The sequence below is a fragment of the Mobiluncus curtisii ATCC 43063 genome, assembly GCF_000196535.1.
GTDB lineage: Bacteria > Actinomycetota > Actinomycetes > Actinomycetales > Actinomycetaceae > Mobiluncus > Mobiluncus curtisii.
The window spans coordinates 1896795-1922692 of the sequence record NC_014246.1; the positions used below are offsets into that span (position 1 = coordinate 1896795).

The 25898-nt window shown below is 54.6% G+C and carries 19 protein-coding genes; 9 read left to right on the plus strand and 10 right to left on the minus strand.

The window, feature by feature from the left end; translation table 11 throughout:
• Nucleotides 1-223: 223 nt before the first annotated feature.
• On the plus strand, nt 224-1246 hold the full coding sequence (locus HMPREF0573_RS08215) for a TerC/Alx family metal homeostasis membrane protein (protein WP_013189541.1): 1023 nt from the start codon (nt 224-226) through the stop codon (nt 1244-1246).
• 30 nt (nt 1247-1276) lie between these two features.
• The gene (locus tag HMPREF0573_RS08220) at nt 1277-2977 is read left to right on the plus strand and encodes a cell wall-binding repeat-containing protein (RefSeq protein ID WP_236589605.1); all 1701 of its coding nucleotides are present in this window, start codon (nt 1277-1279) and stop codon (nt 2975-2977) included.
• A gap of 6 nt (nt 2978-2983) precedes the next feature.
• Here HMPREF0573_RS08220 and HMPREF0573_RS08225 read toward each other — a convergent pair whose 3' ends face one another.
• Together HMPREF0573_RS08225 and HMPREF0573_RS08230 are read right to left on the minus strand one after the other, a co-directional pair.
• On the minus strand, nt 2984-3973 hold the full coding sequence (locus HMPREF0573_RS08225; RefSeq protein ID WP_004006821.1) for a bile acid:sodium symporter family protein: 990 nt from the start codon (nt 3971-3973) through the stop codon (nt 2984-2986).
• Between the two features lie 34 nt (nt 3974-4007).
• Entirely contained in the window at nt 4008-4292 is a 285-nt protein-coding gene (locus HMPREF0573_RS08230; protein WP_004006820.1) for a YciI family protein, read from the minus strand.
• Between the two features lie 81 nt (nt 4293-4373).
• Here HMPREF0573_RS08230 and uvrA point away from each other — a divergent pair, with 81 nt between their 5' ends.
• Both uvrA and msrB read left to right on the plus strand, forming a co-directional pair.
• The gene (uvrA, locus tag HMPREF0573_RS08235; RefSeq protein WP_004010681.1) at nt 4374-7223 is read left to right on the plus strand and encodes an excinuclease ABC subunit UvrA; all 2850 of its coding nucleotides are present in this window, start codon (nt 4374-4376) and stop codon (nt 7221-7223) included.
• Entirely contained in the window at nt 7220-7612 is a 393-nt protein-coding gene (gene msrB / locus HMPREF0573_RS08240) for a peptide-methionine (R)-S-oxide reductase MsrB (protein ID WP_013189543.1), read from the plus strand. Before uvrA ends, msrB begins: the two co-directional genes overlap by 4 nt.
• 85 nt (nt 7613-7697) lie before the next feature.
• On the opposite strand, the gene HMPREF0573_RS08245 is transcribed toward msrB, so the two are convergent.
• Together HMPREF0573_RS08245 and HMPREF0573_RS08250 are read right to left on the minus strand one after the other, a co-directional pair.
• On the minus strand, nt 7698-8558 hold the full coding sequence (locus HMPREF0573_RS08245; RefSeq protein ID WP_036368068.1) for a hypothetical protein: 861 nt from the start codon (nt 8556-8558) through the stop codon (nt 7698-7700).
• Nucleotides 8559-8623: 65 nt separating this feature from the next.
• On the minus strand, nt 8624-13708 hold the full coding sequence (locus tag HMPREF0573_RS08250) for a DUF3320 domain-containing protein (protein WP_013189544.1): 5085 nt from the start codon (nt 13706-13708) through the stop codon (nt 8624-8626).
• Nucleotides 13709-13877: 169 nt separating this feature from the next.
• On the opposite strand from HMPREF0573_RS08250, the gene HMPREF0573_RS08255 reads away from it, so the two are divergent.
• From HMPREF0573_RS08255 to HMPREF0573_RS08270, 4 genes are all read left to right on the plus strand, one after another.
• Complete coding sequence (locus HMPREF0573_RS08255) at nt 13878-14324, plus strand: FHA domain-containing protein (RefSeq protein ID WP_004006815.1); 447 nt, start codon at nt 13878-13880, stop codon at nt 14322-14324.
• A complete protein-coding gene (ftsR, locus tag HMPREF0573_RS08260) occupies nt 14321-15058 on the plus strand; it encodes a transcriptional regulator FtsR (protein WP_004010677.1) in 738 nt (245 codons plus the stop codon). Before HMPREF0573_RS08255 ends, ftsR begins: the two co-directional genes overlap by 4 nt.
• A 181-nt stretch (nt 15059-15239) precedes the next feature.
• On the plus strand, nt 15240-15761 hold the full coding sequence (locus tag HMPREF0573_RS08265; RefSeq protein WP_013189545.1) for a MerR family transcriptional regulator: 522 nt from the start codon (nt 15240-15242) through the stop codon (nt 15759-15761).
• A gap of 275 nt (nt 15762-16036) precedes the next feature.
• Nucleotides 16037-16387 carry an RNA polymerase-binding protein RbpA gene (locus HMPREF0573_RS08270; protein WP_004006812.1) on the plus strand — a complete coding sequence of 117 codons (351 nt, stop codon included), beginning with the start codon at nt 16037-16039 and terminating at the stop codon, nt 16385-16387.
• Between the two features lie 51 nt (nt 16388-16438).
• Here HMPREF0573_RS08270 and HMPREF0573_RS08275 read toward each other — a convergent pair whose 3' ends face one another.
• From HMPREF0573_RS08275 to HMPREF0573_RS08295, 5 genes are read right to left on the minus strand one after another with little or no spacing between them, the layout of a single operon-like run.
• Entirely contained in the window at nt 16439-17185 is a 747-nt protein-coding gene (locus HMPREF0573_RS08275; RefSeq protein ID WP_004006811.1) for a polyprenol monophosphomannose synthase, read from the minus strand.
• A complete protein-coding gene (gene lnt / locus HMPREF0573_RS08280) occupies nt 17172-18767 on the minus strand; it encodes an apolipoprotein N-acyltransferase (RefSeq protein WP_013189547.1) in 1596 nt (531 codons plus the stop codon). The genes HMPREF0573_RS08275 and lnt overlap by 14 nt, the downstream gene beginning before the upstream one ends.
• Nucleotides 18755-21205 carry a DEAD/DEAH box helicase gene (locus HMPREF0573_RS08285; protein ID WP_013189548.1) on the minus strand — a complete coding sequence of 817 codons (2451 nt, stop codon included), beginning with the start codon at nt 21203-21205 and terminating at the stop codon, nt 18755-18757. The genes lnt and HMPREF0573_RS08285 overlap by 13 nt, the downstream gene beginning before the upstream one ends.
• A 12-nt stretch (nt 21206-21217) precedes the next feature.
• Entirely contained in the window at nt 21218-21538 is a 321-nt protein-coding gene (locus HMPREF0573_RS08290) for a hypothetical protein (protein ID WP_013189549.1), read from the minus strand.
• Between the two features lie 9 nt (nt 21539-21547).
• Nucleotides 21548-23695, minus strand: coding sequence for a WYL domain-containing protein (locus HMPREF0573_RS08295; protein WP_013189550.1), 2148 nt, complete (start codon nt 23693-23695; stop codon nt 21548-21550).
• A gap of 68 nt (nt 23696-23763) precedes the next feature.
• On the opposite strand from HMPREF0573_RS08295, the gene HMPREF0573_RS08300 reads away from it, so the two are divergent.
• Entirely contained in the window at nt 23764-24957 is a 1194-nt protein-coding gene (locus tag HMPREF0573_RS08300) for a DUF3866 family protein (RefSeq protein WP_041798063.1), read from the plus strand.
• 13 nt (nt 24958-24970) lie between these two features.
• On the opposite strand, the gene hisG is transcribed toward HMPREF0573_RS08300, so the two are convergent.
• The gene (hisG, locus tag HMPREF0573_RS08305) at nt 24971-25819 is read right to left on the minus strand and encodes an ATP phosphoribosyltransferase (protein ID WP_013189552.1); all 849 of its coding nucleotides are present in this window, start codon (nt 25817-25819) and stop codon (nt 24971-24973) included.
• Nucleotides 25820-25898 lie beyond the last annotated feature (79 nt).

Genomic DNA, 25898 nt, shown 5'->3' on the forward strand with positions numbered 1-25898 from the left:
CATCATAGTACTTAAGTCCTTATATTTTAGAAACGTGACCGCATCCTGGTACAATCGCTGGTGCGAAGGGGAGTATTCCCACTAATGGGGCATCGTCATCACGGTGAAACCGTCCGCTGCCAATGCTGCGGAACCGCGTCACTCGGTGTCACCAGCCTGCTGAACCGCAGGCGGGGAGAGACTTTCGGTACCCAACGATTTCGTACCGGAGGAAAGTTTACATATGCATGTGCCCCTGTTGGCTTGGATAATTCTGTTTGTCGTAATTATCGGCGTTTTGACTTTTGATTTTTTCGCCCACGTACGCAAAGACCACTTTCCATCGCTGCGGGAGTCTGCAGCGTGGACCATCATCTACATTTCCATAGCTTTGGTAGCCGGATTGGTTATCAGCTTGACGTTGGGCTGGGACCTAGGCGGACAATACTTCGCCGGCTGGGTAACCGAGTGGTCATTGTCGCTGGATAACCTGTTTGTATTCGTTATCATCATTGCTGCATTTAAAGCGCCGCGGGAAGTTCAGCAAAAAATTATTGCGGTTGGCATCACTTTGGCGTTGGTATTCCGTTTAATCTTCATTTTGTTGGGCGCCGCCCTCATCGAACATTTCAGTTGGATTTTTTATATTTTCGGGCTGTTCCTGCTCTTCACTGCGCTACAGCAGATTCGCGAAGGCAGCGCTGACGCAGAGGAAGAAGCGGAGTACAAAGATAACTTTTTTGTGTCCGGGGTACGCCGGATTTTCCCGGTCACGCCCGATTACGTGGGGCATCAATACTTTGCCAAGATTGACGGTAAACGTCACATCACTCCTTTCCTGCTGGTGGTCGTAGCGGTGGGATCAGCAGACGTGATGTTTGCCGTAGACTCCATTCCTGCCATTTTTGGTCTAACTAACGAAGCCTTTATCGTGTTTGCTGCCAATGCTTTTGCGTTAATGGGACTGCGCCAACTGTACTTCCTAATTGAAGGTCTGATGGAACGTTTGATTTTCTTACATTACGGTCTGGCCGCCATTCTGGGTTTCATCGGGGCAAAGCTCATAATTCACGCCTTGAGCACGAATGAGATTCCGTTTATCAACGGCGGTCAGCCCTTTACGGGATTGCCTGAAACGAGCAACGTGGTGTCTTTGGGCTACATCGTTGCGGTGCTGATTATTACCGCGGTGGTCTCCCTGTTGGTCAGCCGACGCCGTCAAAAGAATCAATCGAATGGAACAGTTCAGAACCATCCGGATGCTTAAAAATCTGCGATTTTCACCGATAATAAAAACGTGAGCGGACGTTTTATCTATCGGTGCATCGCCCTTTTTTCCATTTTAGGGGCAACCCTCGGTCTGGCAGCGGGATATGAAACCCCCGCCTATGCCATCGAGGGTGGGAACCTAACTGATCCAAATGAATCAGGCTGGGCAGCTGCTTTACGTATTTCTAATCAATCTGATAGCGGATGGATGGAATGCAGCGGTTCTTTCGTAGCCGCAAATTGGGTCCTTACAGCTGCGCATTGCGTGGCGAATGCCAACCTAGAAGTCGCTTACGCTTCGGTGGGGGCGAGCATCAATCGAAACTTTCCCCTTGCGGTAACGGGTATTGTCGCGCATCCCCACTATGACATAGCCTTGGTGCGTTTAGATTCCCCTGGTAGAGCCATCTTGCCTTTCAGCAGTCAAAATTTGCCCTCCGGACAGGTAAGTGAGGCCTATGGGTTTGGTACCGGATTGAATCTTAAAACGACACAATTAACTTCTCTCGGCACTCTCAATGATGGTTATCTCTATGCTCGTTCCTCACGAGGTAAGTATTCAGAGGTTGGTGACTCCGGCGGACCTCTCATTAGTGGGGGAAAGCTCTATGGGGTGCTCTCAGCAGCGGTGCAAACACCACGAGGCTTCCTGCTCTCTGAAGACTACAAATATGTGCCGAGTTCTGCTTTTGCCAACTGGATTTTTGAAACTATCGGAGTTTCCAGTATCGACGGCATTGCGAGGGTAGTATCGCCCTCCCCAACAAAACCCGAGCCGCAACCGCAGCCACAGCCTGCTGCTCAGCCTCAACCGGGGACCGCTCCGGGAAGAATTGCCGGCACCAATCGTGTCGAGACATCTCTGCAAGCCTGGCGACAAGGCGGGTTCACCGGACCTTCCCTGGTCATTGCCACCGGGAGAACAGCACCCGATGCTTTGAGTGCCGGTCCGCTAGCTGCAGCGCTGGACGCACCGCTGGTGCTATCTAACGGTCCCCGCATCGAACCCGGCATAGTCGCCGAGATTCTGGGGAGGGGAATTCGCGACGTGAGATTGGTGGGAGGTCAAGTGACTTTTGACCCTGCCACGATGAGGGATTTCCAGGCACGGGGAATTCAGGTGAGTCGAATTTACGGCATGAATCGCTACGGCACTGCCGCGGCGGTAGCTCGCCAGACGATTACGGAATGGAACCAGCGTGGAATTGCGCAAACTCCTATCTTGCTGGCAGACGGAATGTCTTTCCCTGACGCCCTGAGTGCGGGAGCGGGAGCGGCTTCTATACACGGCGTGGTGGTGCTGAATGCAGGAGCCTCCCTGCCTCCAGAGACTACAGAGTTCATCCAAAATCACCGGGCACAGTCGGGAGGAAGCATATTCCCCATTGGGGGACCGGCAGCGCAAGCGTGGAACCAGTCGGGGTTAGCGGATTTCCGATCGCAACCGATTCAAGGTCTGGATCGTTATCAAACAGCTCAGTTTGTGGCACAAGCCTTTGCCCCCGGGGCAACCTCCGCGGTGGTAGCCAGCGGAGTGAGCTTTCCCGATGGGCTGGCAGGAGCAGCTCTGGCAGCTCACCGTAATGCTTGCCTGTTGCTGACCGACCCAAGTCGGCTTTCACCGCCAACGGCAGCCAGATTGGCACACTTGCCCAACCGCGCTGCCTCCGTCATTATCGGCGGATCAGGGGCTATTAGCGAAGCAGTAGCTTGGGGAGTACGAGGTTAGAGAATTTTAGAAATCAGCCTGACGAGGACCGGCACCACGCCCGAGCTGCGTAGCAATGACCGAACACATGATGAGCTGTTCCAAATGCAGCAGCATGATGGGCACCGCGATAGCACCGAACGTGGAGGTTGGGAAGATAATCATCGCCATCGGCAGACCGGTAGCGAGAGATTTTTTTGAGCCACACATCATGGCAGCTATACGGTCAGCCCGATTCAAGGCGCAAAGTTTCCCCCACCCATACCAGGTCAAAATCAGCATGATACCGACAATGACCAGCGCATCTGCACCTATCAGCACGAAGTCTAAAGCTTCCACGGTGTCCCACAAGCCATGCAGCTTTGCGCTGGAAACTGCCGCGATAACGACCAAATAAATCGTGCCCTTATCGACGGTTTTGGTGATGACGGGGTGAGCATTCAGCCAATCGCGGGTCCATCGACCACTTAGCTGTCCCAGAACAAAAGGCAGCAAAATCAGTATGGCAATATCGCGTAACGTCGTTAGAGAGACGGTACCGACCCTCCCTAACAGCAACAGCACCAGCAGGGGAGTTGCAAATGTCCCGACTAGGTTGGAGATAGTGGCGGCAGTGACTGCCCCGGCGACATTACCCCCGGCAATGGATGTGAACCCAATGGAGGATTGCACCGTGGAGGGCAACAGACAGGTGTAATACATGCCCAGGGCAAAACTCGGTCCCAAAAACCATCCACAGGATTGGTAATTCAACATTCCCAACAGGGGATAGAGCACGAAAGTGGAGGTCAAAATGACCAGCTGCAGGCGATAGTTTTTTAGTCCGCCCAGCACTTCGACGGTTTTTAAACGTGCCCCGTAGACAAAGAACAGTACCGCAATGGCGTAGTGGCTGACTGACCCCACCCCAGTCACCACAGTGACCGGCAGAGGGATAAAAATCCCCGCAACCATAATCAGCAGGAGGGTAAAAACGAACCAGTCTACGTAAGCAAAAAACCACCGAATGAAAGGCATGGAGCCGTGCCAACTAACTCTTTTGAAGTAGCCCTTAGGAACCGATCGCCGGACCCCACTGGTGAGTCTCAATGGCTTGCACGATGCCGTGGACCTGATTGGGATCGTGCTTGAGAAACATCAACGCCTCCTCCGGCGTCTCGACGTTCATCAGCAGCAGCGCACCGGGCTTTTCGGTTTCGTTCATCCAGGCACCGGCGGCCTGAAGTTTCCCTGATTTTTCCAAGTTTCCCAGGTAAGCCAGGTGTTCGGGGCGAATCGTGGCTCGGTCGGCTTCCCGAGCGGGGTCATAGTGGTAGATAACGACGACTTTACTCATGCTGCAATTCTAGGCGTGTGCCCAGCGCCAACGAAACCGATCCGAATCGTCAGAAACACACTTGGGCATTAAACTTAACAGGTGCATGAAACTTTGAAAGTCCACGGAGCTCGCGAACATAACCTCAAGGCAGTCGACGTTGAAATCCCTCGGAATGCTTTGGTGGTGTTCACCGGTCTGTCCGGCTCGGGCAAGTCATCGCTAGCTTTTGACACAATTTTTGCAGAAGGGCAGCGCCGTTACGTAGAATCGCTGTCCTCCTATGCTCGGCAGTTCCTCGGGCGGATGGACAAACCCGTGGTGGATTTCATAGAAGGTCTATCCCCCGCGGTGTCGATTGACCAGAAGTCTACATCTCACAACCCACGCTCCACCGTGGGTACCATTACCGAGATTTACGATTATCTGCGCCTGCTGTTTGCGAGAGCCGGCACCCAGTATTGTCCGGTGTGCGGCGAGGAAATTACTGCCCAGTCTGCGGAACAAATCGTGAATTGGCTGTTCACTTTGGGGGAGGGGACGCGGTTAGAGGTCTTGGCTCCAGTGGTCCGGGGGCGTAAAGGCGAGTACTCGGAATTGTTTGCACAGCTCGCCGCCAAGGGCTTTACCCGGATGCGCGTGGATGGTGAAACTCATCGCCTGGAAGAACCACCGACCCTGGAAAAACAACTGAAGCACGACATTTCGGTGTCTGTCGACCGGGTAGTAATTCGGGAAGGCTCCCGTTCACGAGTGGCGGATTCTATTGAGACCGCTTTAGAGTTGGCAGAAGGACTGGTCGTGGTGGATTTTGTGGACCGCGACCCGGACGACCCTGAACGCAGTCGTCGATTTTCAGAAAAACGAGCCTGCCCAAATAATCATCCGCTCGCTTTGGAAGAAATCGAACCGCGGACGTTCTCTTTTAATGCGCCATACGGAGCCTGTCCCGATTGTTCCGGAATTGGTTCTCGGTTAGTGATTGACCCAGAACTGGTGGTACCAAATCCTGATTTGACCCTGCGTGAAGGCGCTGTCAGCCCTTGGACGAGTTCCAAAGATACCATGCAACGTATATTAACAGGACTGGGTGATGAAGTAGGCTTTGACCTCGACACTCCGTGGAAGGATTTGTCTGCACAAGTACGCGACTATTTGATGTGGGGCAAGAACTATAAGGTACGAGTGAAATATCGCAACCGGTGGGGACGGGAACGGGTATATACCACGGGCTTTGAGGGGGCAGCGAACTATATCCAGCGTCGTTACGATGAAACCGATTCTGATTTATCCAAAGCCAAATATGAAGGTTATATGCGCGAAGTTCCCTGTCCGACGTGCCAGGGACGGCGGTTAAAGCCTGAAGTTCTGGCCGTTCGCATCGGGAAACTCAATATCTCAGAAGTCACGGATTTATCAATTGATGAAGCGCAATCCTATTTAAAGGATATTCCTTTATCGGGTATGAAAGCTAAAATCGCTGCACCGATTTTACAAGAGGTACACGCGCGATTGGCTTTCCTAATTGATGTGGGATTGAACTATCTCACTTTGTCACGAGCTGCCAACACCTTGTCAGGCGGTGAAGCACAACGTATTCGGTTAGCTACTCAGATTGGATCCGGACTGGTAGGCGTGCTTTATGTCTTGGATGAGCCTTCCATCGGTCTACACCAGCGAGATAACCAACGCCTCATTGATACCCTGAAAGGTTTGCGTGATTTAGGCAATACCCTCATCGTGGTGGAACACGATGAAGACACTATCCGGGCAGCAGATTGGGTGGTGGATATTGGTCCCGGCGCAGGAGTGTCCGGCGGACAGATTGTGCATTCCGGAACCGTCAAGGAATTATTGCGAAATAAGTCTTCGCTTACCGCAGATTATTTAGCGGGACGGAAATCTATTGAAATCCCGCAGCATCGCCGCAAACCTGACCCGGAGCGCATTCTGACAGTAAGAGGCGCGCGCGAAAATAACCTACGAAACATTGACGTATCGTTCCCCCTGGGATGCCTCATCGCCGTCACTGGGGTGTCAGGATCCGGTAAATCCACGCTGGTCAACTCCATTTTGTACCAAGCGTTAGCCAGGGATTTGAACCGCGCCCACACGGTGCCGGGACGTCACAAGCAGATTGACGGCGCTGCTCATCTGGACAAGATTATCCACGTGGACCAATCACCCATCGGTCGCACTCCACGTTCGAATCCTGCGACTTATACCGGAGTATGGGATGCAATCCGAAAGCTCTTTGCCCAGACTGAAGAAGCCCGGATTCGCGGATACGGTCCGGGGCGCTTTTCCTTTAACGTCAAGGGCGGACGCTGTGAAGCTTGCCGAGGTGACGGCACATTGAAAATCGAGATGAATTTTCTGCCCGATGTTTATGTGCCCTGTGAGGTTTGCGCCGGGGCGCGGTATAACCGGGAGACCTTGGAAGTGTACTATCACGGAAAAAATGTGCGCGATGTTTTGGATTTGCCGATTGCACAAGCCGCCCAGTTCTTTTCCGCAATTCCCAGCGTGTCTCGCTACTTGGACACATTGACAGCGGTCGGCTTGGGCTACGTGAAACTTGGGCAGAGCGCAACCACGCTGTCTGGAGGCGAAGCCCAACGGGTCAAACTAGCCAGTGAACTGCACAAACGCACGAACGGGCGCGCCATTTATGTGCTTGACGAACCAACCACTGGTCTGCACGTCGACGACATCCGCAAGCTTATGGTCATCCTGCAGGGACTGGTCGAGAAAGGTAACACGGTCGTGGTCATCGAACATAACCTGGATGTCATCAAGTGTGCTGACTGGGTTATCGACCTCGGTCCAGAAGGCGGTAAAGGCGGCGGTACGGTGGTTGCGGAAGGCACTCCAGAAACCGTGGCAACAGTACCCGGTTCATTTACCGGGCAATACTTGGCAGAAATCCTCAAAGTGAAAGGCACAAAATGACTGTAAATTTGAGCGACGAGGAATGGAAAGAACGACTGAGCCCCCGCGCTTATGCGGTGCTCCGTCAAGCCGCTACGGAACGACCGGGTACCGGGGAATTGCTCTTTGAATCCCGTGATGGTCTCTACAGCTGCGGAGCCTGCGGGGCGACACTGTTTGATGCCGACACAAAGTTTGATTCCGGGTGCGGTTGGCCAAGCTTTTTTGAAGCGAAGCCGGGAGCCGTACGCGAAGTGACCGATACATCCCACGGCATGACCCGCACCGAAGTTCGCTGTGCAAACTGTGGATCTCACTTGGGACACGTATTCCCGGACGCGCCGCAAACCCCGACCGGAAACCGATTTTGCATGAATTCGGTGGCGCTTAGTTTTCAGCCTCAGGAATGACCAGTTCCCACCAGTCGAACGTCAATCGGCGCATCTGACCAAAATGTTGGGAGATGCGCCGAAACTATCCACGACGGAAAAGACCTTACAGGGTGGCTTTCTCAAGCAGCTTGTCGTCTTTCCCGATTCCACTCATGTCGACGGGGTGACCGTTCGCAATGTACAGGGGTGTCCCCGCATTTTCCCGACCGAGGCTCTTGAGACGCTGCTGCGCCAAAATATTAATCGGCATCAGACCAGATTGTTCGGTAGCCGGTGGCACTGATTTGTAGTCTATGCCGTGTTTTCCAGCAATTTTAGCCAGTTCCGCATCGGGGTTACGGATGGTCTGCGCCCACTGTTCATTGTTCTGGTTCTTTTCGTAATCAGCGGACTTATAGTTATCCATCGCGAACTTGGTCAAGTCCTTGCTGAGTCCCCATAGTTTCTCGGGCTTATTTTCTGCGGTCCAGTACATGAGGTTATTCGCAGAATACGCAATGTTGGGGAACTTCAGCTGCTGGGCGTGAGTCAGGGTTGGGCGCAACACGACTATCGCCTGACCGCCCTCGACCAAGTCGTTGAGCTGTTTACCTTGGTTGAGTTGGTCTTCGAAGTCATTACAGATGTTGCACAAGTAGTCGTAGTACAGTTCCAGGACCTTAGTGCCTTTTTTCGACTCGGCAGTGATTTCGTCGTTAGTCAAAACTTTGCCATCTTTGAGCCAGATGCCCCGCCCGGCGGCGTAGGTTTGGGGTTCGGCATAGCCAATCATCGTCTTCGTTCCCGCGATGGTGTCCGTAGGCTGAGCCTCTAACTCGTGTTTCGTGGTCGCAATCTTAACGAAAACGATAATCAACGCCAGCACGATGGCGACCAAAACAATCGCCAAGATGGCGCCAGAACGATTGCCGGGTCGAGACACCGTCAAGTTCGTTCGAGAAGAACCTTTTTTCTGTTTTGACATCTGTGAACTCCAATCACTTACCGCCATTAAACCCTGAGAGATGGGAATGTTTCAACATTTGAAAATTATTGCAGATACAGGTGACCCGCCAGACGCCGGATTCGTCCGGTCTGTTCCAAAGACTTCAGTCCGTCTTGCATCCGTTGACGAATATCGGTACGCGCTGGAGTTAAATCTAGCACTCGTGCCACTGCTTCTGAGGTCTCGTCCTCAAGGGGCTGCTGCGTGTCGATAACCCAGGTCAAAGCATTATTAAACTCTTCGTCACAGATGTCTACCAAGGAGCGTTGACCATAGATTGACCCAGTTCGAAACACGGTAAAATCCGCGGCTGATGTTCCGGCAGGCCAAACAAATGTGCCGAATTTCGTCTTAATTTTCTGGACTTCTGGATTAAGCAGTTCCAAAATCCGTTGACGGCGTTTCGGATGTAGACGTTGCATTCCGAAGGCATCGGCAACGAGTTTAGCCAGCCGAACTTCCCCGATAGGTCCCTCCGTATAGAGCACCTGCGCCAACACGTCAGCCACAGCGGCAGCATTAGCGGGGTCCTGTAAATCATCTAGGACTTCCTTGGAACCCTGATTCTGTAAGGGTTTTCCGCGGGGAACAAACGGCTGCGGGACCGTTTTAGAACGAACAATGGCGGGAATTTGCGCAGTAAAACTGGGGAGCTTGGCTTCGGAAGGTTCTGGTATGGGGTTTGCCAGGGGCGATGTAGACATCGCGGGGGTATCAGTTTTTTCAGTGCCTTCCGCGGTTTCCTCAGGGGAAAAGAGGGGGGCGAACGCACCCAAACCGGGCTTAGAAATTTTGCCGAGTTCCTCGTTCGACTCAGGATTTTGGGCAAGTTCTATAAAAAAGTCGGTTTCTTGTGCTCCGAGCTGATCTCCCAGAGTTGGAGCATCGTGAGTCGAGGTGAGCTCTCCTCTCTCTACATGCGCAAATGTATCCGCGGGAATGTCCGCGATGACCGGTAGCGCTGAACGAGTTTTCCGTTGTACGGCAGGGGGAAGGTCCTCGATGCGGGCGGCAGGCTGTTCCGACGGAGGCGGTGTAGGCGCAGAAGGTTCCGGCTTTGTTTCCTCAGAAACAGCTTCGTTTTGTGGCAGGGCTGGCATCGGGGCGGGAGGAGGGACAGACTCGTCGGTCTGCGTGTGAGCCGCGGCTTCACGTAGGGGCTGCGGTAAATCCCATTCCGTTTCATCGGGAACTTTCCACGGCTCGTCGTCACGGTTATTTTGCGCCGCTGCAATACGTGACGGAGAGGTGTAGCGGTCATCGCTCGCTACCGAGCCGTCCGTAACGTCACCGGGAAATGCGAGGTCTAACGCTATAGAAACGAGACGCCGCGTCACTTCATCTGTGTTTTCCATCAGCTGAGTCAAATACACATGTTCGATAGCGCCAAAACCGCAATGTTCCAGGAGGAATTGGGGAATACCGACCTCTCGATCCCAAGCGGAATGAACCTGTCGCTGTTCGGGACTATCCAAAATCAGACCTAGCCACGGCGCGCCTGCATCACCACGAACCGCTAAATCCAGACGTAATGATGCCGACCCCATATCTGTGCGGACCTCCAAACCCGCGTGACTCAGTAGCCTCGCGAGGTGGTCACGCACTGCCGAAACTGGAACGGTATCGGGCATGATGCTCGGGACGTTTAAGACGTCTTGCAGTATGGCAGGCAGCCCAGATTGATCGAGGTCGCGGTTGACGACAAATAGCACCTGGCGATTTGTCTCTAACAAAATTCGAGTCCAAGCCAGGGGCAAATCACGTGTAACCGCAGATTTCGACGTCTCCGGCTGCGAATCAGACCCCAGGAAACACACCAGCAAATCGCAAGCTGCGACGCCGTCACCATCGCTGAAGCCTCCGCTATTCCCCGGTACTCCTGTATCGGCGCTGGGGAACGCTGCTCCGGCTGCACCCAGGTGGGTGACCCGCAGATTCATCAGATTGATTTCACCCTGTCGGTTAGCGTCATCGAGATACCAGCGGATACCCGCTGCTAACTCAGCCGTCCAGGTCAGCGCCGTGACGGCTTTACCACGGTTTTTCAGGCACAGATTCATCAGCAGATTCCCGGCCTTTTCAAACCACACGTAATCGGCGCCCAGTCCCTGCCAGCCCGGATTTTCGCTGGCAAGGTGCAGGGGAAGGGGATGATGCGCGGCGGGAAATTCCATAATTAAGACTGGATGCGCTTGCACTTGTGCTACCGGCCAGGTGTCCAGCTGATCAGGACTGAGCAGCTGTGCCAAACGACCGGGGGTGGGGGTTAAATCTCGACCATAGCGGATAGTCAGTTCGTATTCGGGAAAACCTGCTGACTTAGCGAACTCGTAGGCGCTGCGCGCCCGACCTTTTGCAAAACTCGTGGCTGCGGGCAGGCTCGCCACGAACATGGCTTGTGCCGCTCCCGCGAGGGCTTTCACCACGGACCCGGAAGGTAGCTCGGAGGCATCGAGAATCACCACGGCATCAAAACGGGGTGTTTTCTGGGTAAAATCAGGCAAATAGGTCACGACTTCCAGCGGAGTCAAACCCACAATTGGGGTACGAGTCAAGACACCGTCCAAGTGTTCACGCAGTGCTTGACGGATGGAGAAATTATCGTCACGCAATCGTGCCCCAAAACTGCGCAAGGTTTCTTTATCTGCACGCTGAGCAAATTCGCCTGCCGCGGTAATCACCTGATTTAGGATTTCTCGACGAGTTTCCGTGCAGTTCAGCGAGAGTCGTTCCACCTGGGCGGCATGAGTCACCGGATCAAACCCCTGCTGCGCCAAGGCTCGCTGCCGCTCGCGTACCGCCGCGACCGACAAAGCGTGTTCCAACACGCCTTGAATCGCCATTCCGCCGAGAGTTCCTTCTGCCACCCAGGTGACCAGGTCATCCAGCCCCAAGGCTCTCAGCTGAGGGGTCAGGGCTCGAAAAGCCAAAATATCGTCCAGGGTCGAGTCCTCCGAGCTGAGCGACGTTCCCCAAACCTTGCGAACCTGCAAGTAACGACCCAAGGGTGGCAGACCTTGTGACCACGTTTCCAAATCCGTACTCGAGACCTGCAAAGACTGTAAAACCTCAGCAAAAGCGTCAGAAATCGCGCGCACTTGCTGACCTAAACGACCACCCTGGCGAGCCAGAGGCATCAAAGACTCCAAATCATCGCGGCGGCTGGGCAGATACCGCCCCAATTCGATAGCGCTTCGCACCGTATCGGCATGGTTTGCGAATTTTTCACGCGAGTCGGGGGCTAAGGCGTCAAAATCTTTCAGCCCTAACACGGGATTGGCGCCAATTTGCGAGCCCAAGGCTTCCGCGCGCATCCGCAGGGCATTGAGGTCGTCTAATAACTCCGCGACCTTATTGGGGGTAACCGGACCAGTGAGGTAGGGCTGCAGCTGAGATAACACGGCTTTGCGGCGACTGTTGCGGGTAAACCCACCGGAGGCTTCGGCGTGACGCGCATCCATCAGCAAGTCTAAATCTTTGCCGGAATGGTAAGCGGGGGCAGCAATTTCTAGCAGGGGAGTGGCTTCGTCCCACAGGTCTTGCAAGGACTGTTGCAAAGTTTCGATTCCGGAAGTAACCGCACTACGTTCCGCTTCGGTTAGTTCCACTGGAGCCCTGCCGTATCCAATCTCTAGCAGGTCCAGCCATCGCGCGAAAATTGGCCAGGCTGCCAGGTCGGAAGCGGCAGACATAATTTCCAACACGGCAGGGTGAGCCTGGGTAATGGCATCTTCCAAGGTTTGCAACGCCAATTTCAATTCCGTGCGGTCTATGCTGCGCGCACTTTCGCCCACCAGGGACCAGGGATTAGCACCGATGCCATTCACCGAGTTAGCATCCAGATTTGCCAATTCTTTGCCAAGTTTCGCCGCAGCAGACCGGTCATTAGACAGATAGGGGAAGTTCGGAGCCGCCGCCAGACGACCTGCCAAAACCCGTTCTTCGGGTTCCAACTCGGCGGCAGTCATGATTTGTGCAGTGTAAGCCTGCCATGCGGAAACATGGTTGGGACCGACCTCGTGAATCTGGTTGAGATACAAATCCAAATCCTGGGACAGAGTTTTCAGGGAAGCTCGGCAAGAATCCAGGTATCCCGCGTCAGCGTTGACTGGGCGATCCCAAGCCCCTCGAAGCAAATCCCGGCTGCGCTCATCGCGAGTCTCGGCTTGCGGGTCGAGAGTGAGGAACACGTGTTCAAATCCGGCTTTACGAACCCGGTTACGCAGTTTCTTAAGACTGGTGCGACTCCCCACGACCAGAACGGAATGCTGCTGTACCAGAGACTGCGCCAGTGCATTCACGACGGCATCAGTCTTGCCGGTCGCCGGGGCTCCGGACAGAATGAGGCTATGACCTTGACCAAATAACTTTGGTATCTGGAGTTGTTTGCGGTCGGCTTTTAGAGGCGCAAAAACATCTCCCGAGAGAGGGACGGTGTCAGTGTTATCTTCGGAAAGTTGGGTGGGGGCATTGGTGGTGGCATAACGTTTCACTAGGGCGGAACTGCTGTAATCCTGGTGGTGCGCTTTCAGGTCGGTCGCCACGGGGGACCAGTTACAATGAGACAGCCCCAGAGCAGCTTGACGTTCCAGCTGCATTTTGCCATGGAGGGAGCTATCTTGCAGAGCTTTTTCCAAAGCCGACAGAATGGCGTCGAGGTCGAGCCCGCGAGAAGTTCGACCGGCTTTCACCCAGCGGGACGGAATCCGAAACTTTTGGTGCAACAAACGCACTACTGTACTGTTCAGCTCCAGTTTGTCGCCCGGTGCCAGCCGTAAATATCCCAGGGGACGATCGGGGTCGGGGTCTAATCTGGCTTGAAAAATTGGAAAACGAACACTCCCACGGTTCGCGACCAGGAAACCGAAAGCGAGTTGTAGTTCCAGACCATCGCATCGATTTGCCAAGAGCCAGCGCCAATGTTCGGCGGTAGTGAGCTGCGTGTCCGCATCCCCACCAACGGTAGAAAGAGGGAAAGTCCCGCCAGCGCGCAACTGGCGAAGGGTTGCATTCAGGGAGTCCGCGGAAAAGGGGAAAGTCAGGGCAGCGGCAGGTGGTGCTAGGGGAGTGACTCCGATTTGCTTATCAGTCAGAGAAAGCGCCCATTCAAGGTAGGCTGCATCCGTCACTATATTTCCCCTTTACCCCGATATTCCGTCTCTTAACTTACACGCAAATGCCATTCTAGGTCCTGGATTACCGTTCGAGCTTGTGACAGACCGAAAGATAACAAATCGGTTAACTTTTTTCCGGCGCTTCTACTAAAGTAGAGATACGTGATTTTTTAAGGAGGACGAAGTGTCGGAAACGAATCCAGGACCGGACCCTACTGAAACGGCAGTATTTGGGGCTATAGGCAGCGTTACCGAAACGGAACCAGAACTGGGTAAGCGAGTTCTGTCCTCCGCTGACGAGGAAGCTGTGGCGGCTCTACCTGCAGGTTCGGCACTGTTAATTGTGCAGCGTGGTCCCTCCGCGGGGGCGCGTTTCCTGCTCGATACAGACCGCATCACCGCGGGCAGACATCCCAAGTCGGATATTTTCCTTGATGATGTAACGGTTTCGCGCCGGCATTGCGAGTTTATTCGCCAGGAAAACGGCTACATGGTTCGCGATGTCGGTTCTCTCAACGGCACCTATATTGACCGGGAAAGGGTAGAGTCGCACCTGCTGACTTCGGGGGAAGAAGTCCAGATTGGCAAGTTTAGATTGGCTTACTACCCGGCGGTGAATTTTAAGCAATGAGTCAGGTCGCCCGAAAAGTCAATGACATTGGCAGCTCGTGGCCTCCCGAGGTAAGCCATAAGCCAACTATGTCTATTGGACGAGTCCACGAGATTATCGTGAAGGAATTTCCTTCGGTATCTCAGGCTAAATTGCGCAATTTTGAGAAGCACGGGATTGTCAGCCCGGCACGGATGTCCAACGGTTACCGCGGTTACTCCCTGGCAGATGTGGAGCGGATACGGTACGCCCTGAAAGCCCAGCGGGACAGTTACTTGCCTCTAAATCAGATTGGCGAAAATTTGCGGCTGTTGGATTTGGGGGAGGAGCCCCTGCCGGTGCAGCCAGTCATGCGAGTGGTGGCTTCGGAAGGACAAATGCGCCTGCCGACTCACTCCCGGATTTCGTTGCGTGATTTACAGGTTTATACCGGCGCTTCTGATGAACTGTTGGAAAAGGCGGTCAATGCCAAGCTCATTGCTCCAGATTTTTCCTCCCGCTTTTCTGCCGGGGCAGTTGCGGTGGTGCAGGCTTTGGAAGTCTTGGAAAAGCAGGGTATCGAGCCACGCAATTTGCGTTCCGTCTATTCTGCGGTCAATGCGATTTTGGATTTGGTGGATCGAGTGGTGGCTCCGGAGCGGCAAAAGAATAACGCTGTTGCCAAGGATCGTGCCCAAATGCGAGCAACGGAACTCTCGGCACAGCTAGCGGCGTTAGCTGAGGCATTGCTGACTGTCGGTGTCGAGGAGCTGTAAGGCTGCGGGAATAAAGTTTGGTTCCCCGACAACCTTGCACTTAAACTTTAAGTGCAAGGTTTGGGCGCGCCGCGCATCGGACCAAGTTTCTATGGTGCATAATCTAAAATAGAAACATACTTGAACGGAGGTTGCCTTGGAAAAGCCGAGCAAATCTGGAGTACCGCAGATTAAGCAGGGGATGCTATTTGGTGAAACCCTGCCGGTTATTGACGAAGAAACCGGGTTCCGCGGACCGACTGCCTGTAAAGCAGCCGGAATTACCTACCGGCAGCTCGATTACTGGGCGCGTACCGGTTTGGTAGAGCCTTCTGTGCGTAACGCCCGCGGTTCAGGGTCCCAGCGTCTCTATTCTTTCCGGGATTGCCTGCTGTTAAAGGTGGTTAAACGTCTGCTGGATACCGGTGTTTCCCTGCAACAGATTCGAGTTGCGGTAGCGACTCTGTCCAAGATGGGTGTCGAGGATTTAGCTGGCATCACCTTGATGAGTGATGGCGCTTCGGTTTACGCCTGCACGTCACAGGACGAAGTTATCGACTTGGTGCAGGGCGGACAAGGTGTGTTCGGCATCGCGGTAGGTCGCGTCTGGCACGAAATTGAGGGCGAGCTGGCGCAGCTGCCTGTAGAAAACATTAATGATGACAACGTGGTGGTCCACGATGAACTGGCGGAGCGTCGCGCGCGTCGGCGTCAAGTCAGCTGAGAGGTTTCTCGCGTTCACAAGCGCGGTGCCAAACTTTTTGGCAAGGTAGTGTCCCGGTCGGAGGTTAGGGAGATGCGTAACGACCGGGACACTTTTTTGTACATATATCCGCGGGGACAGACACATAAACCCGCCATGTGTAAAATGACATAATATATATTATCGGATTGAAGGAGCGTCGCGAGCGTGCGATACCAAAGCTTCGCACCGTCCTTGAGCAAAATTCCGCTAAATCGGTTAGAATGAACCGCTAAGCATAAAAGGAGGCACTAATCGTGGCTGATCGCGCACTACGCGGGATGCGTATGGGTTCCAATTCTCTCGAGTCTGAAGAAGGCGTCGTTTTCGTCGAGCGCCAAAACGTAGACTACACCTGCCCGGAAGGACACGCTTTCGATATTCCCTTCGCCATTGACGCCGAGGTGCCTGACACCTGGGATTGCCCGATTTGCTCCAAGACTGCGGTACGCAACGGCGCGGAAGACTTCCAGGAGGAAAACACAGCTAAACCTCAGCGCAACCACTGGGAACATCTCATTGAACGACGCAGCGAGGAGGAACTCCGCGTGCTGCTTGATGAGCGTTTAGAAGCCTTGCGTTCCGGGCGGCGCCACTACGGACGCTAATATTCCCGGTTTCAACACTCCGTGGAGCTACACTAATAAAATGACATAACACTAGGCACGTTGGCATAGTTCCCGTATCCGCCACTTGGCGACTTCTAGGAACGCTTCCTTAATGATTGACCCGCTCATTTTCGAAGTACCTGCCCGGCGTTCCACAAAGGTAATGGGCACTTCCACAATCTTGCCCCCCGCCCGGCGCGTCCGCCAGGTCATCTCAATCTGGAAACCGTACCCTTTTGATTCAATGACGTAACGCTGCAATAAACGGGACAGGAAATCCACCCGATAGACCCGGAAACCCGCTGTGGTGTCAGCTACGCCCAATCCCAGCACCACATTGACATAAACGCTTCCCGCCCGGCTCAGCGCCTGACGCGGGAGCGACCACCCTGAGGTCGCTCCCCCACGCCGCCAGCGCGATCCGATGACCAGGTCCGGACGACCGCTACCATGAGCTAAAGCCAACAGACGCGGTAAATCCCGAGGCTGGTGCGAACCATCTGCATCGAATTCCCCAACCCAGCTGTATCCGTGGCTATCCGCCCAGGCAAATGCTGCCAAATAAGCCGGTCCCAGACCCTCCTTACCCGTGCGGTGCAACACATGAAGCTGCGGGTGATTCGCAGCTAAAGCGTCTGCCAATTCCCCCGTCCCATCAGGTGAATTATCATCCACGATGAGGATGTGAATTCCTGGCGCTTGCGCCAAAACCTCTGTGGTAATCCACTCGAGGTTTTCTCGCTCGTTATAGGTCGGGATAGCGATAACGGTCTGCGCGTTATAGTTAGTGTTTTTCACGTTTCCAACTTTCTGAGAGTGCCAATAAAACTTGTAAAACCGCCGCCAGCACCACCAATACCTGCGCCCCCAGACCGAGCAGTTCGCCGGTGAAGGTTGCGGGGGTGGTCCCGCTGCGCAGAGGAAGGCTCGTGACGAAACTGCCTGCCTGGAAGTTTGGAATCACCCGCCCCACAATCTGTCCACGAGCATTAATCCGGGCTGTGGAATCCATCGTGGATACTTGGATGGTGTCCAAACCGTGTTCAGCTGCACGAAAGCGGGCAATAGCGAGTTGCTGGTCAGCTTCATCGGAAGAACCAAAGAAGGAACTCGAGGTAGGCACATAGATAAAGTTCGCACCTTTGACCGCTTGTCGCACCAGGTCATCGTCAGCAATCTCGTAACAGATGGGACTGGCCAAATGCACGTCTCGACCGGAGAGCGAAACCTCAAGCTGTGCCACACTCTGCCCGGCAATTAGGTCCGCGGGAACCAAATCGGCTAAAAAGGGAATAAATGTGGCAAAAAATTTTCGCCAAGGCAGGTACTCGCCGAAAGGAACCAGATGCTTCTTGGCATAAGTGTCGCGGGCTTGCCCGTTGGTCCACACCAAGATGGTGTTTTGCAAAGAACTTGTGTCGAGGTTCGATCCGGCAAGGTTAGCTACGCCTGGTCCGCGGGCTCCCGCTCCTAACGTACCCGTGATGAGCGGAGCTTGAAAGGCGGCTGTCACCTGGTTCACCAGAGCAGCTGCATGATGACTGGTCCGCGGGTCTATGTCTGCCGCGTTTTCCGCCCACAACACCAAATCAACGTGACGAGACGTCCGTTGACGCAGGCGGAGAGACTCCGCTACGTGGTTTAGCAACACTTCATAAGGCTGCCCGAATGCCGTTTGTGGCTCGCGTCCCGGCGTATTGCCCTGGACCGCAGCGACTGTCACATGCCTGGTAACAACGGGCAACGCCGGATGCACCAAGGTGGGGAATACGACGACGGCAATGAGAGCGACCAGCGACACCATCCTCAGCATCAGACCACGGTGGCGATTCAAAAGTTCCAGCACGGCAGCGGCTATGAATACACAAACCCCGCTGACCAGCACACTGCCTCCCCAGGGTGCCCATGCCAACAACGGCGTATCCACCACCGCAAAAGCAAGTTTTGCCCAGGGAAACCCACCGAAAGGAATCAAGGAGCGCAACTGTTCCACGCCGACCCATGCCAGAGGCGCCCAAACCAGCCGTAACATCCCCAACGAACGGGGAAACCGTGGAATAGCCTGATCCCCACGCACCCACACTTGTGCAAAAAAACAAATAAACAGCGTCTCTAAAATCGTCAGGGCAATCCACGGAAAAGCTGAACCTGCAGAAACCCCGGTCCAGCTCAGCTGCGGACCGAAAAAACCGAGCCCCCACACTGCTGACACTAACAGAACACGCCGCCTGCGAGAACCACGACCGAACTGGCGACGCAAGGTTCCCAGCAAAATCATGAGGGAAAGAATCAGCAAAGGCCACACATTCCAGTGCGGAAAAGCCAGGGCTCCCTCCACTCCCCCTATGAAAGCTAGGGGCAGAGCTATCAGAAGTCCCACGTCACCACTCCCCGCTTCACCTGATTGATAACGCTGCGGAATTTCGCGTGCAGAGCCGGATTGAGGTTCAGTTTGCGCAACTGGTCGGCGAGGTCTATAACCTGGCGGATGACCCGCACGAAGTCCCCGGCGCTCATGCCGGTCAGCTCCAAGCATTGCCCGAGACTGATGTCTTGCGCCCACGCCACAACTCCAGGCAACAAATCTGTCTCCAATGGCGGGTATGCCTCCAGATAGTGTTCTTGCTGGAGAGTAGCGATTTCAAAGTTAATTCGCCCCATCGATTCCAGTGCTATCGCCAGACTGGCAGATGCCTCGGCTGGAATCAAACGGGACAGTCCGCCAGTACGGTTTTGCGCCAGGCACACCGAGAGCGCCCCTGCTAAATCCGCCACGTTCAAGTCATCGAAGACGCCGCGACGTAAACATTCCACCACCAGCAAATCACGCTCGTTATAGACCGACTGCAACATGATTCCCGCGTCACGAAGCTGAAAATTATCATCAACATAGTCCAGTTCCCGCAGCACTTGACAGGTGTGATCCAACTGACGTGCCAGGGACTTTGTGCGAGTTTCAATCCGCTGGCGAGTGATCCGGGCAGATTCTCGGTTTTTGGCAGCCTGGCGGGCTTTCACCAGATGTTTGTCCCGTTCTGGACAGTTATAGACCGGGTGGGCTTTCATCTGGGCGCGTGCCTGCTCTATAGCCCGACGGTCGGCTTGCTGGTTCTGGGGGGTATTTTCCCCGCTGTGGCGTCGCTGTTTAGCTTGTTTTTCGGTTTTGGAAAGGGCGTTCATCAAGTCCAGCAGCGCCATCACGTCCCCGCGCTCGCAACTGGCACTGCGTTCTTGATCCGCTGCCAAATCTTCAAACCGGCGCAGTTGTGCGAACAATTTGCGTGAACTTCCCAACGCTACATATTGAGCAAAAGACTTTTCAACGGTTTCCTTTGCCCCCTCCAGCGTAGTGCGAGCCAGCAGGTTTACTGCCATGTTAAACGTTGGTACGAAAGCCGAGTGCAGCGGGTAGGTTTGTTGACTCGCCAAATTAGCCAGCAGCTGGGGCGGATTCTTCACTTCCATGAGAGTCAGCGCATGTCCCACCGAATCAATCCCGCGGCGTCCAGCGCGACCCGTGAGCTGGGTGTACTCCCCCGGCGTCAAGTTCGCGCGTTCCTGACCGTTCCATTTATTCAGCGATTCCAGGACAACGGTGCGGGCAGGCATGTTAATCCCGAGGGCCAGCGTTTCGGTAGCAAAGACCAGGCGAATCAAGCCTTTCGCGAATAGCGACTCGGTCAGTTGCTTTTGAATCGGCAGTAATCCGGCGTGATGTGGGGCGATACCGGCAGCCAGGGTTTCTTCCCAGTTCGAAACGTCAATAGCGCTCAAATCGCCCTGGCTGAACCCTGCCAGCGTAGTTTCTACCTCGAGACGAATCTGGTCGGCTTCTTCTGTAGTGGTGAAACGTAGACCGGCGTCAAACACCTGCGCTGCCGCATCGTTACAGCCCTGCCGGGAAAATATAAACACAATCGCCGGGAGCAAATCCTGCTGTTCCAGACTGCGTGCTACGGCGGGTCTGTCCGCGCGAATCCGGCGGGGCATCCGCCCCCGACGCGGCATGACCTGCTGGGCAGCTTGCGCTAGCAGAGCCCGGTTCAGGTGTCCACCCACCTCACCTTTGGCAAATAGGGGCAGAACTTCGCCCGAGGCGCTAATCATAAAGTGTTTCAACGGCACCGGGCGGACAGAGGTCGAAATGACGGTGGTGGGACCGCGCAAAGTCTGGAGCCATTGGGCGAAAACATTAGCGTTAGAAATCGTGGCAGAAAGGCAAATCAGACGCACCGCCGCATCGAGGTGAATAATGATTTCTTCCCACACCGGTCCACGGAAATGATCGGAGAGATAATGAACCTCATCCATGACTACATATCCCAGGTCTGCCAGCGGCGCCGCGGCGTAAATCATGTTCCGCAGCACTTCGGTGGTCATCACAATGATGGCGGCGTCGCCATTTATCGCGGTGTCGCCGGTCAACAATCCGACATTATCGACACCGAATAACTCCACCAGTTCCAGATACTTTTGGTTGGACAGAGCTTTAATCGGGGTCGTGTAAAACAGGCGTTTGCCCTGGCGCAAAGCCAGGAAAATCCCGTAAAAGCCGACAATAGTTTTCCCAGCTGAAGTCGGGGCACTAACCAAAACATCTTGCCCCTTATCGAGTACCTGGCAGGCCTCGATTTGAAAGTCGTCCAAGGGAAAATCAAACAGAGCTTGGAACTCGTAGAGTTCCGGAGACTGCTGGGTCGCTTTGAAAGCCTGATAACGCTGTGCAGGAGAGGGGTTGGTCGCGTCGGCGGATTCCGTTTGCGCCAATCGTGCGGCAGCTTTCTGGCTTTCACGGTAACGGTGACGTTTAGGACTCATAATTTCAGATGTTTACTGCCGCGGTGCCACCAAATCGTAGCTCGCCCAACGGTCATGAGCGGCGTTCAGGCGGCGTTGTTTGTTGACCTTGCGAGCCTGTTTCACCTCGGCGCGAGCCACGCGTGCTGCGCTCAAAGTTGCAGGGTCTCCCGTAGGTGCCGGCTTTCGGACCGGTTCGCTAACTGGCTCCAAGGCATCGTGGACGGGCATCTCAATATCGCGAACCGTCCGATAGAGACGTATCCCCCGCAAAATAATCCATACGGTCGTCGCCACAAAAATTGCCACGGCACAAATTACGGCGATGAGCCACACGATACCCTGAACACTCATAACTCAATCTTACCCGTCCGCTACCGCCCGCGTGGAGTCGAGTTCGGTATATCGAGACAAAGCCGCGACACCCGTCTGTCGAGCTGCCTCCACTACGGTCTGATGTGCAGGTCCACCGACAATGGCTGTAATATCGGTGGCGAGAATCTGTATCACCCGCTGCAGCCAGGCAGGATCTTTCACTTTCAAACGCACCCGGTATGTGGTCGCGGATTGTTCCACCGTCTGGGCGTGAAGAATCGTGTCAACATAGGATTTCGCTTGGTTCTTTAGCTCCAGATCGACCGTCTGGTACTTGTAGCTGGGTTTTTGCGGGAGTTTGTCAGGAATCGGATCCGCGGTGACATGCAGGTCACTGAGGCGATCCAGGCGGTACTTGTGCCACTTGCGTTTATCCAGATTCACTCCCACCAGATACACGTGGTAGCGATCCGTATAGACAGACTGGGGTGCCACTCGGCGCGGCGCAGTATCCCAGCTGGCATTGGTATAGGTGAAAACGACCGTGCGACCCTGTTCTATCGCCCGATTCAACGTTTCCAAAGAGTTCTGAATCGAGGGCGGCACCGTATTGGTCACCAACTGAGGGGCGGTCAGTTCATGCACTTGCCCCAACCAGGAGGCAACCTTCAGACGAGCGGTCGCAATCGCCTCTTGTGACGACGGCGCCAAATATCCGGCGACTTCCAGCCCCAACAGGAGGGACAGCGCCTCATGAGCGCTAAAGGACGGGGGCATCACCCAACTGCGAGAACCGTTGACTTCAATCGTTCCGTCTTTACGAATCGAGGGCAGGAAACTGTCATAGTCAGAATCTGCGTTGCTGGCTGCCGCGTCTAAGTCCAAGAAATCCCAAATAATGTTTTTGATGTCTGCAGTTTGCAGACCAAAATGTTTGGCCAGTTCAGATACGGTACAGGTGTTACCTGCCGCGCTGTGTTTGAGGATAAACGTCATCACTGCCAGGGATTCAGCTGTGACGCGCGTCTGGTTATCTATAGAAACGCCCGCGGTGCGGTGGCTAAACTCGTCAAACTTCAGCCGTCCGGTTTCAGACTCGCCCGCCGTCAATTCGAGATGAGTCAGACGCTGAGCCGCTTGTATGGTCGCCGTCACAAGTTTCGGTGGGTCCAGCACTGTCAGGTGCGCCATTGCTTCGGTGGCTAAACGGCTCCATGTATAGAAATCTGGTCGTTTGGCACGATACAAATTCCATCCTGAAGGAACCCGGTCGGGTACGTCCAGCCCCAGTTTCGGCGCTTGGCAGGCGAAATCGGCATACTCACAGATGAGTTCCGCATTCATGACGGCTTCGGAGGCTTTTTCAGGATCCGCCACAAAAATGACGCGTTCCAGGGGGCTCTCCAGAGAAACGTTGCGCGGGGATTCAACGTGTTCCGCAACGTCAAAGGTCTGGTCCATAATCACCGGGTTACTGAGTCGAGACAACTTAAAGGTCCGGAAACCTTGGCGAGTTTCGTCAAAACCGCGAACGTAGAAAAAACCGCGCGACAGCATCATCCGCGTGGGTCGCACTCGTCGATGCGTAGATTCACCATAGCGTGCCTGATAATCAAACTCGATTATCTGTGCCGCGGCAATTGCCCGAAAAACATCCTGCGTAAACCGCGAAATGAGTGCTTGAGATTGCACTTCTAACGGATTTGCGGGGTCGATTTCGCTGACGGAACGGACATGGGAATCAATCTGGGTAAAGTCGCCTTCTAATAATCCCAGTGCGACGTGTACCCAGACTGATTCAGCAGCATCAAAAGCCAAGTGCGTTTGGCGACTCACATCGGGTCGCAGCAGGTATCGGTGGGCAGTCCCCGCATTGTTGCGTTCATCTTGGACGATAATCCCGCCCAGGATTTTATTCAGAGTTTTAATATCATTGCGGATTTTGAGGCTGTAAGCGTCATGCGGCTGCGTCTGGTCGGTGTCGGGGCTGACCGGCAGGTAAGGTCCAATGGTGGCATTGTAGGCGGCATAGATTTCGTCATAAGTCAGAGGGCGGGCATTTCGATAAAAAATCGTTAAAAGCCCCTGGTAACGTCGCGATGCCGAGGCAAGTTGCGATTCACTAGGGAGGTCTTCGCGCCATTCATAATCGTCGTCTGCATCGAAAATGTCGGGCTCGTTGGATACCTGGTGCATACAAAAATTATAGCTGTGCGCCTTCAGGATTGTTCTGAACCCAGGCGTAAAGCGGCTATGCTTAAGCCGTGATGATTCGGAAAGCACGTGTTCTGGAAGTGCGGCGGCAGACCCCTCATCAGGTTTTGCTCTGCGAAATTGTAGCTGCGCCTCCCCAACAAGATTCCGGACCTGCCGTGAGTTTCCAGCCCGGTGACACCTGCCGAGCCATCTGCTATCCAGAGTTGCTCGGTGCCGCGCAGCCCGGTGACATCATCCAGATTGAAGTTTCTCCCCTGGCAAAGGCCTTGGGTACCGGTGGCGAAGCCATGGTTCTGGCTAATGAAACCCGTCTGCCGGCGGACGAGCTGCCTAATCCCGGTCACTTGGTGAAGGCTCGTTACACCCCACATCAAAAGGTAGTGTTGGGCGCGGACGAACCGGACAGCCCCTACCACTCTCTGCTGCGTTCCGCTGATACGCTAGATGGACTTCCGGTTCTGGTGACGGATTTGCATTCGGCTCTACCGGCTATCGTGGCGGGATTCCTGCACCACAACCCGCGAGCCCGGCTGGTTTATATTCAAACCGATGGCGGCGCTCTGCCGTTAGCGTATTCCCGTACCGTAGCTCAAATGCGTGAGTCCGGCAGTTTAGCTGCCACCATTACCTGCGGTCAGTGTTTTGGGGGCGATTACGAAGCCGTGAGTTTTCCTTCCGCCCTGTTCGTAGCGTCTGCGGTGGTAAAAGCTGACGCAGTCATTGTGTCACAAGGTCCGGGCAACCTGGGCACCGGTACTCGCTGGGGTTACTCGGGGGTGGACGGAGCACAATTTTTACATACCGCCTCGGCGTTAAACGGTCATCCAATTGCAGTGCTGCGCATGTCCAGTGGTGACGCGCGCCCCCGCCACTACGGAATTTCGCATCATTCCCTAACCATGCTGACTTGGATGGGGTTGCCTCCTCTGGATGTCGTACTTCCCATTTTCGACATAGACAATCCTGTTGAAAAGACCCTCGCCGACCCGAAAGGAACCTTCACGCCCCTGGTGAAGTCCCAACTGAGCCTTCTGCAGGAACACCACAGGGTTATCAACCAACCCACTACGGGACTGTACGCAGCTCTGGAGGAGTTCCCGGTGAAACTTTCCACCATGGGCAGGACCCTAAGCGAAGACCCAGCCGCTTTCCTAGCGGCGGCAGCCGCGGGAGTCTACGGAGCCACTGTGCCAGTCCCTGAAGCCAAGAAATCAGAGAAAGACCCCGCGCCGCGTCTCTGAGGGGACCGCAGTGTTACAGACGGCACGCCTTCAGGTCAGTCACAATGATTCCACGTGCCCCCGCCGCATAGAGACGATCCATAATGAGGTTCACATCCGCGGCTTTCACCATGACGCGCACAGCTTTCCAGGCATCCTCAGCTAAGTCGGAAATGGTTGGAGATTCAATACCGGGCGTAATCGCTAGCAAGTCTGCAAGTTGGGCGGAAGGAGCGTTGTAGTCCATCAGCACGTAGGTTCGCGCTACCATCACGCCCCGCAGGCGTGCTGCCAAAGTTTGCAGCTGGGCATGAGTCTCCTGTCCCGCGGCAGTAATCAGCAAGGCCTCAGATTCCATCAAAGGTTTCCCGAAAGTATGCAAACCTGCAGCTCGCAACGTAGAACCAGTCTCGACCACATCAGCAATCAAATCGGCGATACCCAGCTGGACTGAAGACTCCACCGCACCGTCCAGGTGTACCACGCTGACCCCAGAAATTTCATGCTCGGCGAGAAACTTTTTCAGCAGCAAGTCATAGGAAGTCGCGACTCGTTTGCCCTGGATATCCTCCACTTCTTGGAACTTACCCGCCGGTCCAGCAAACCGGAATGTGGAACGGGCAAAGTCCAACCCCAGATATTCCACCGCGGCTACTCCGGAGTCAATCAGCAAATCCCGCCCGGTAATACCGCAAGACACGACCCCGGCACCGACATAAACTGCAATGTCACGCGGACGCAGGAAAAAGAACTCGACATCGTTGCTTTTGTCAATAATCGTCAGCTCACGTCCCCGCCGAGTTACCTTGTAACCGGCTTCTTTTAGCATCGTGACCGCCGGTTCGCACAGTGACCCCTTATTCGGCACCGCGATTCGTAACATGGCTGATTCCCCTTTTCTCAAACTATTGTGACTGGTTTCCGGGTGTTATCGGACGCAAACTTTAGACGAAGTTGCCCCT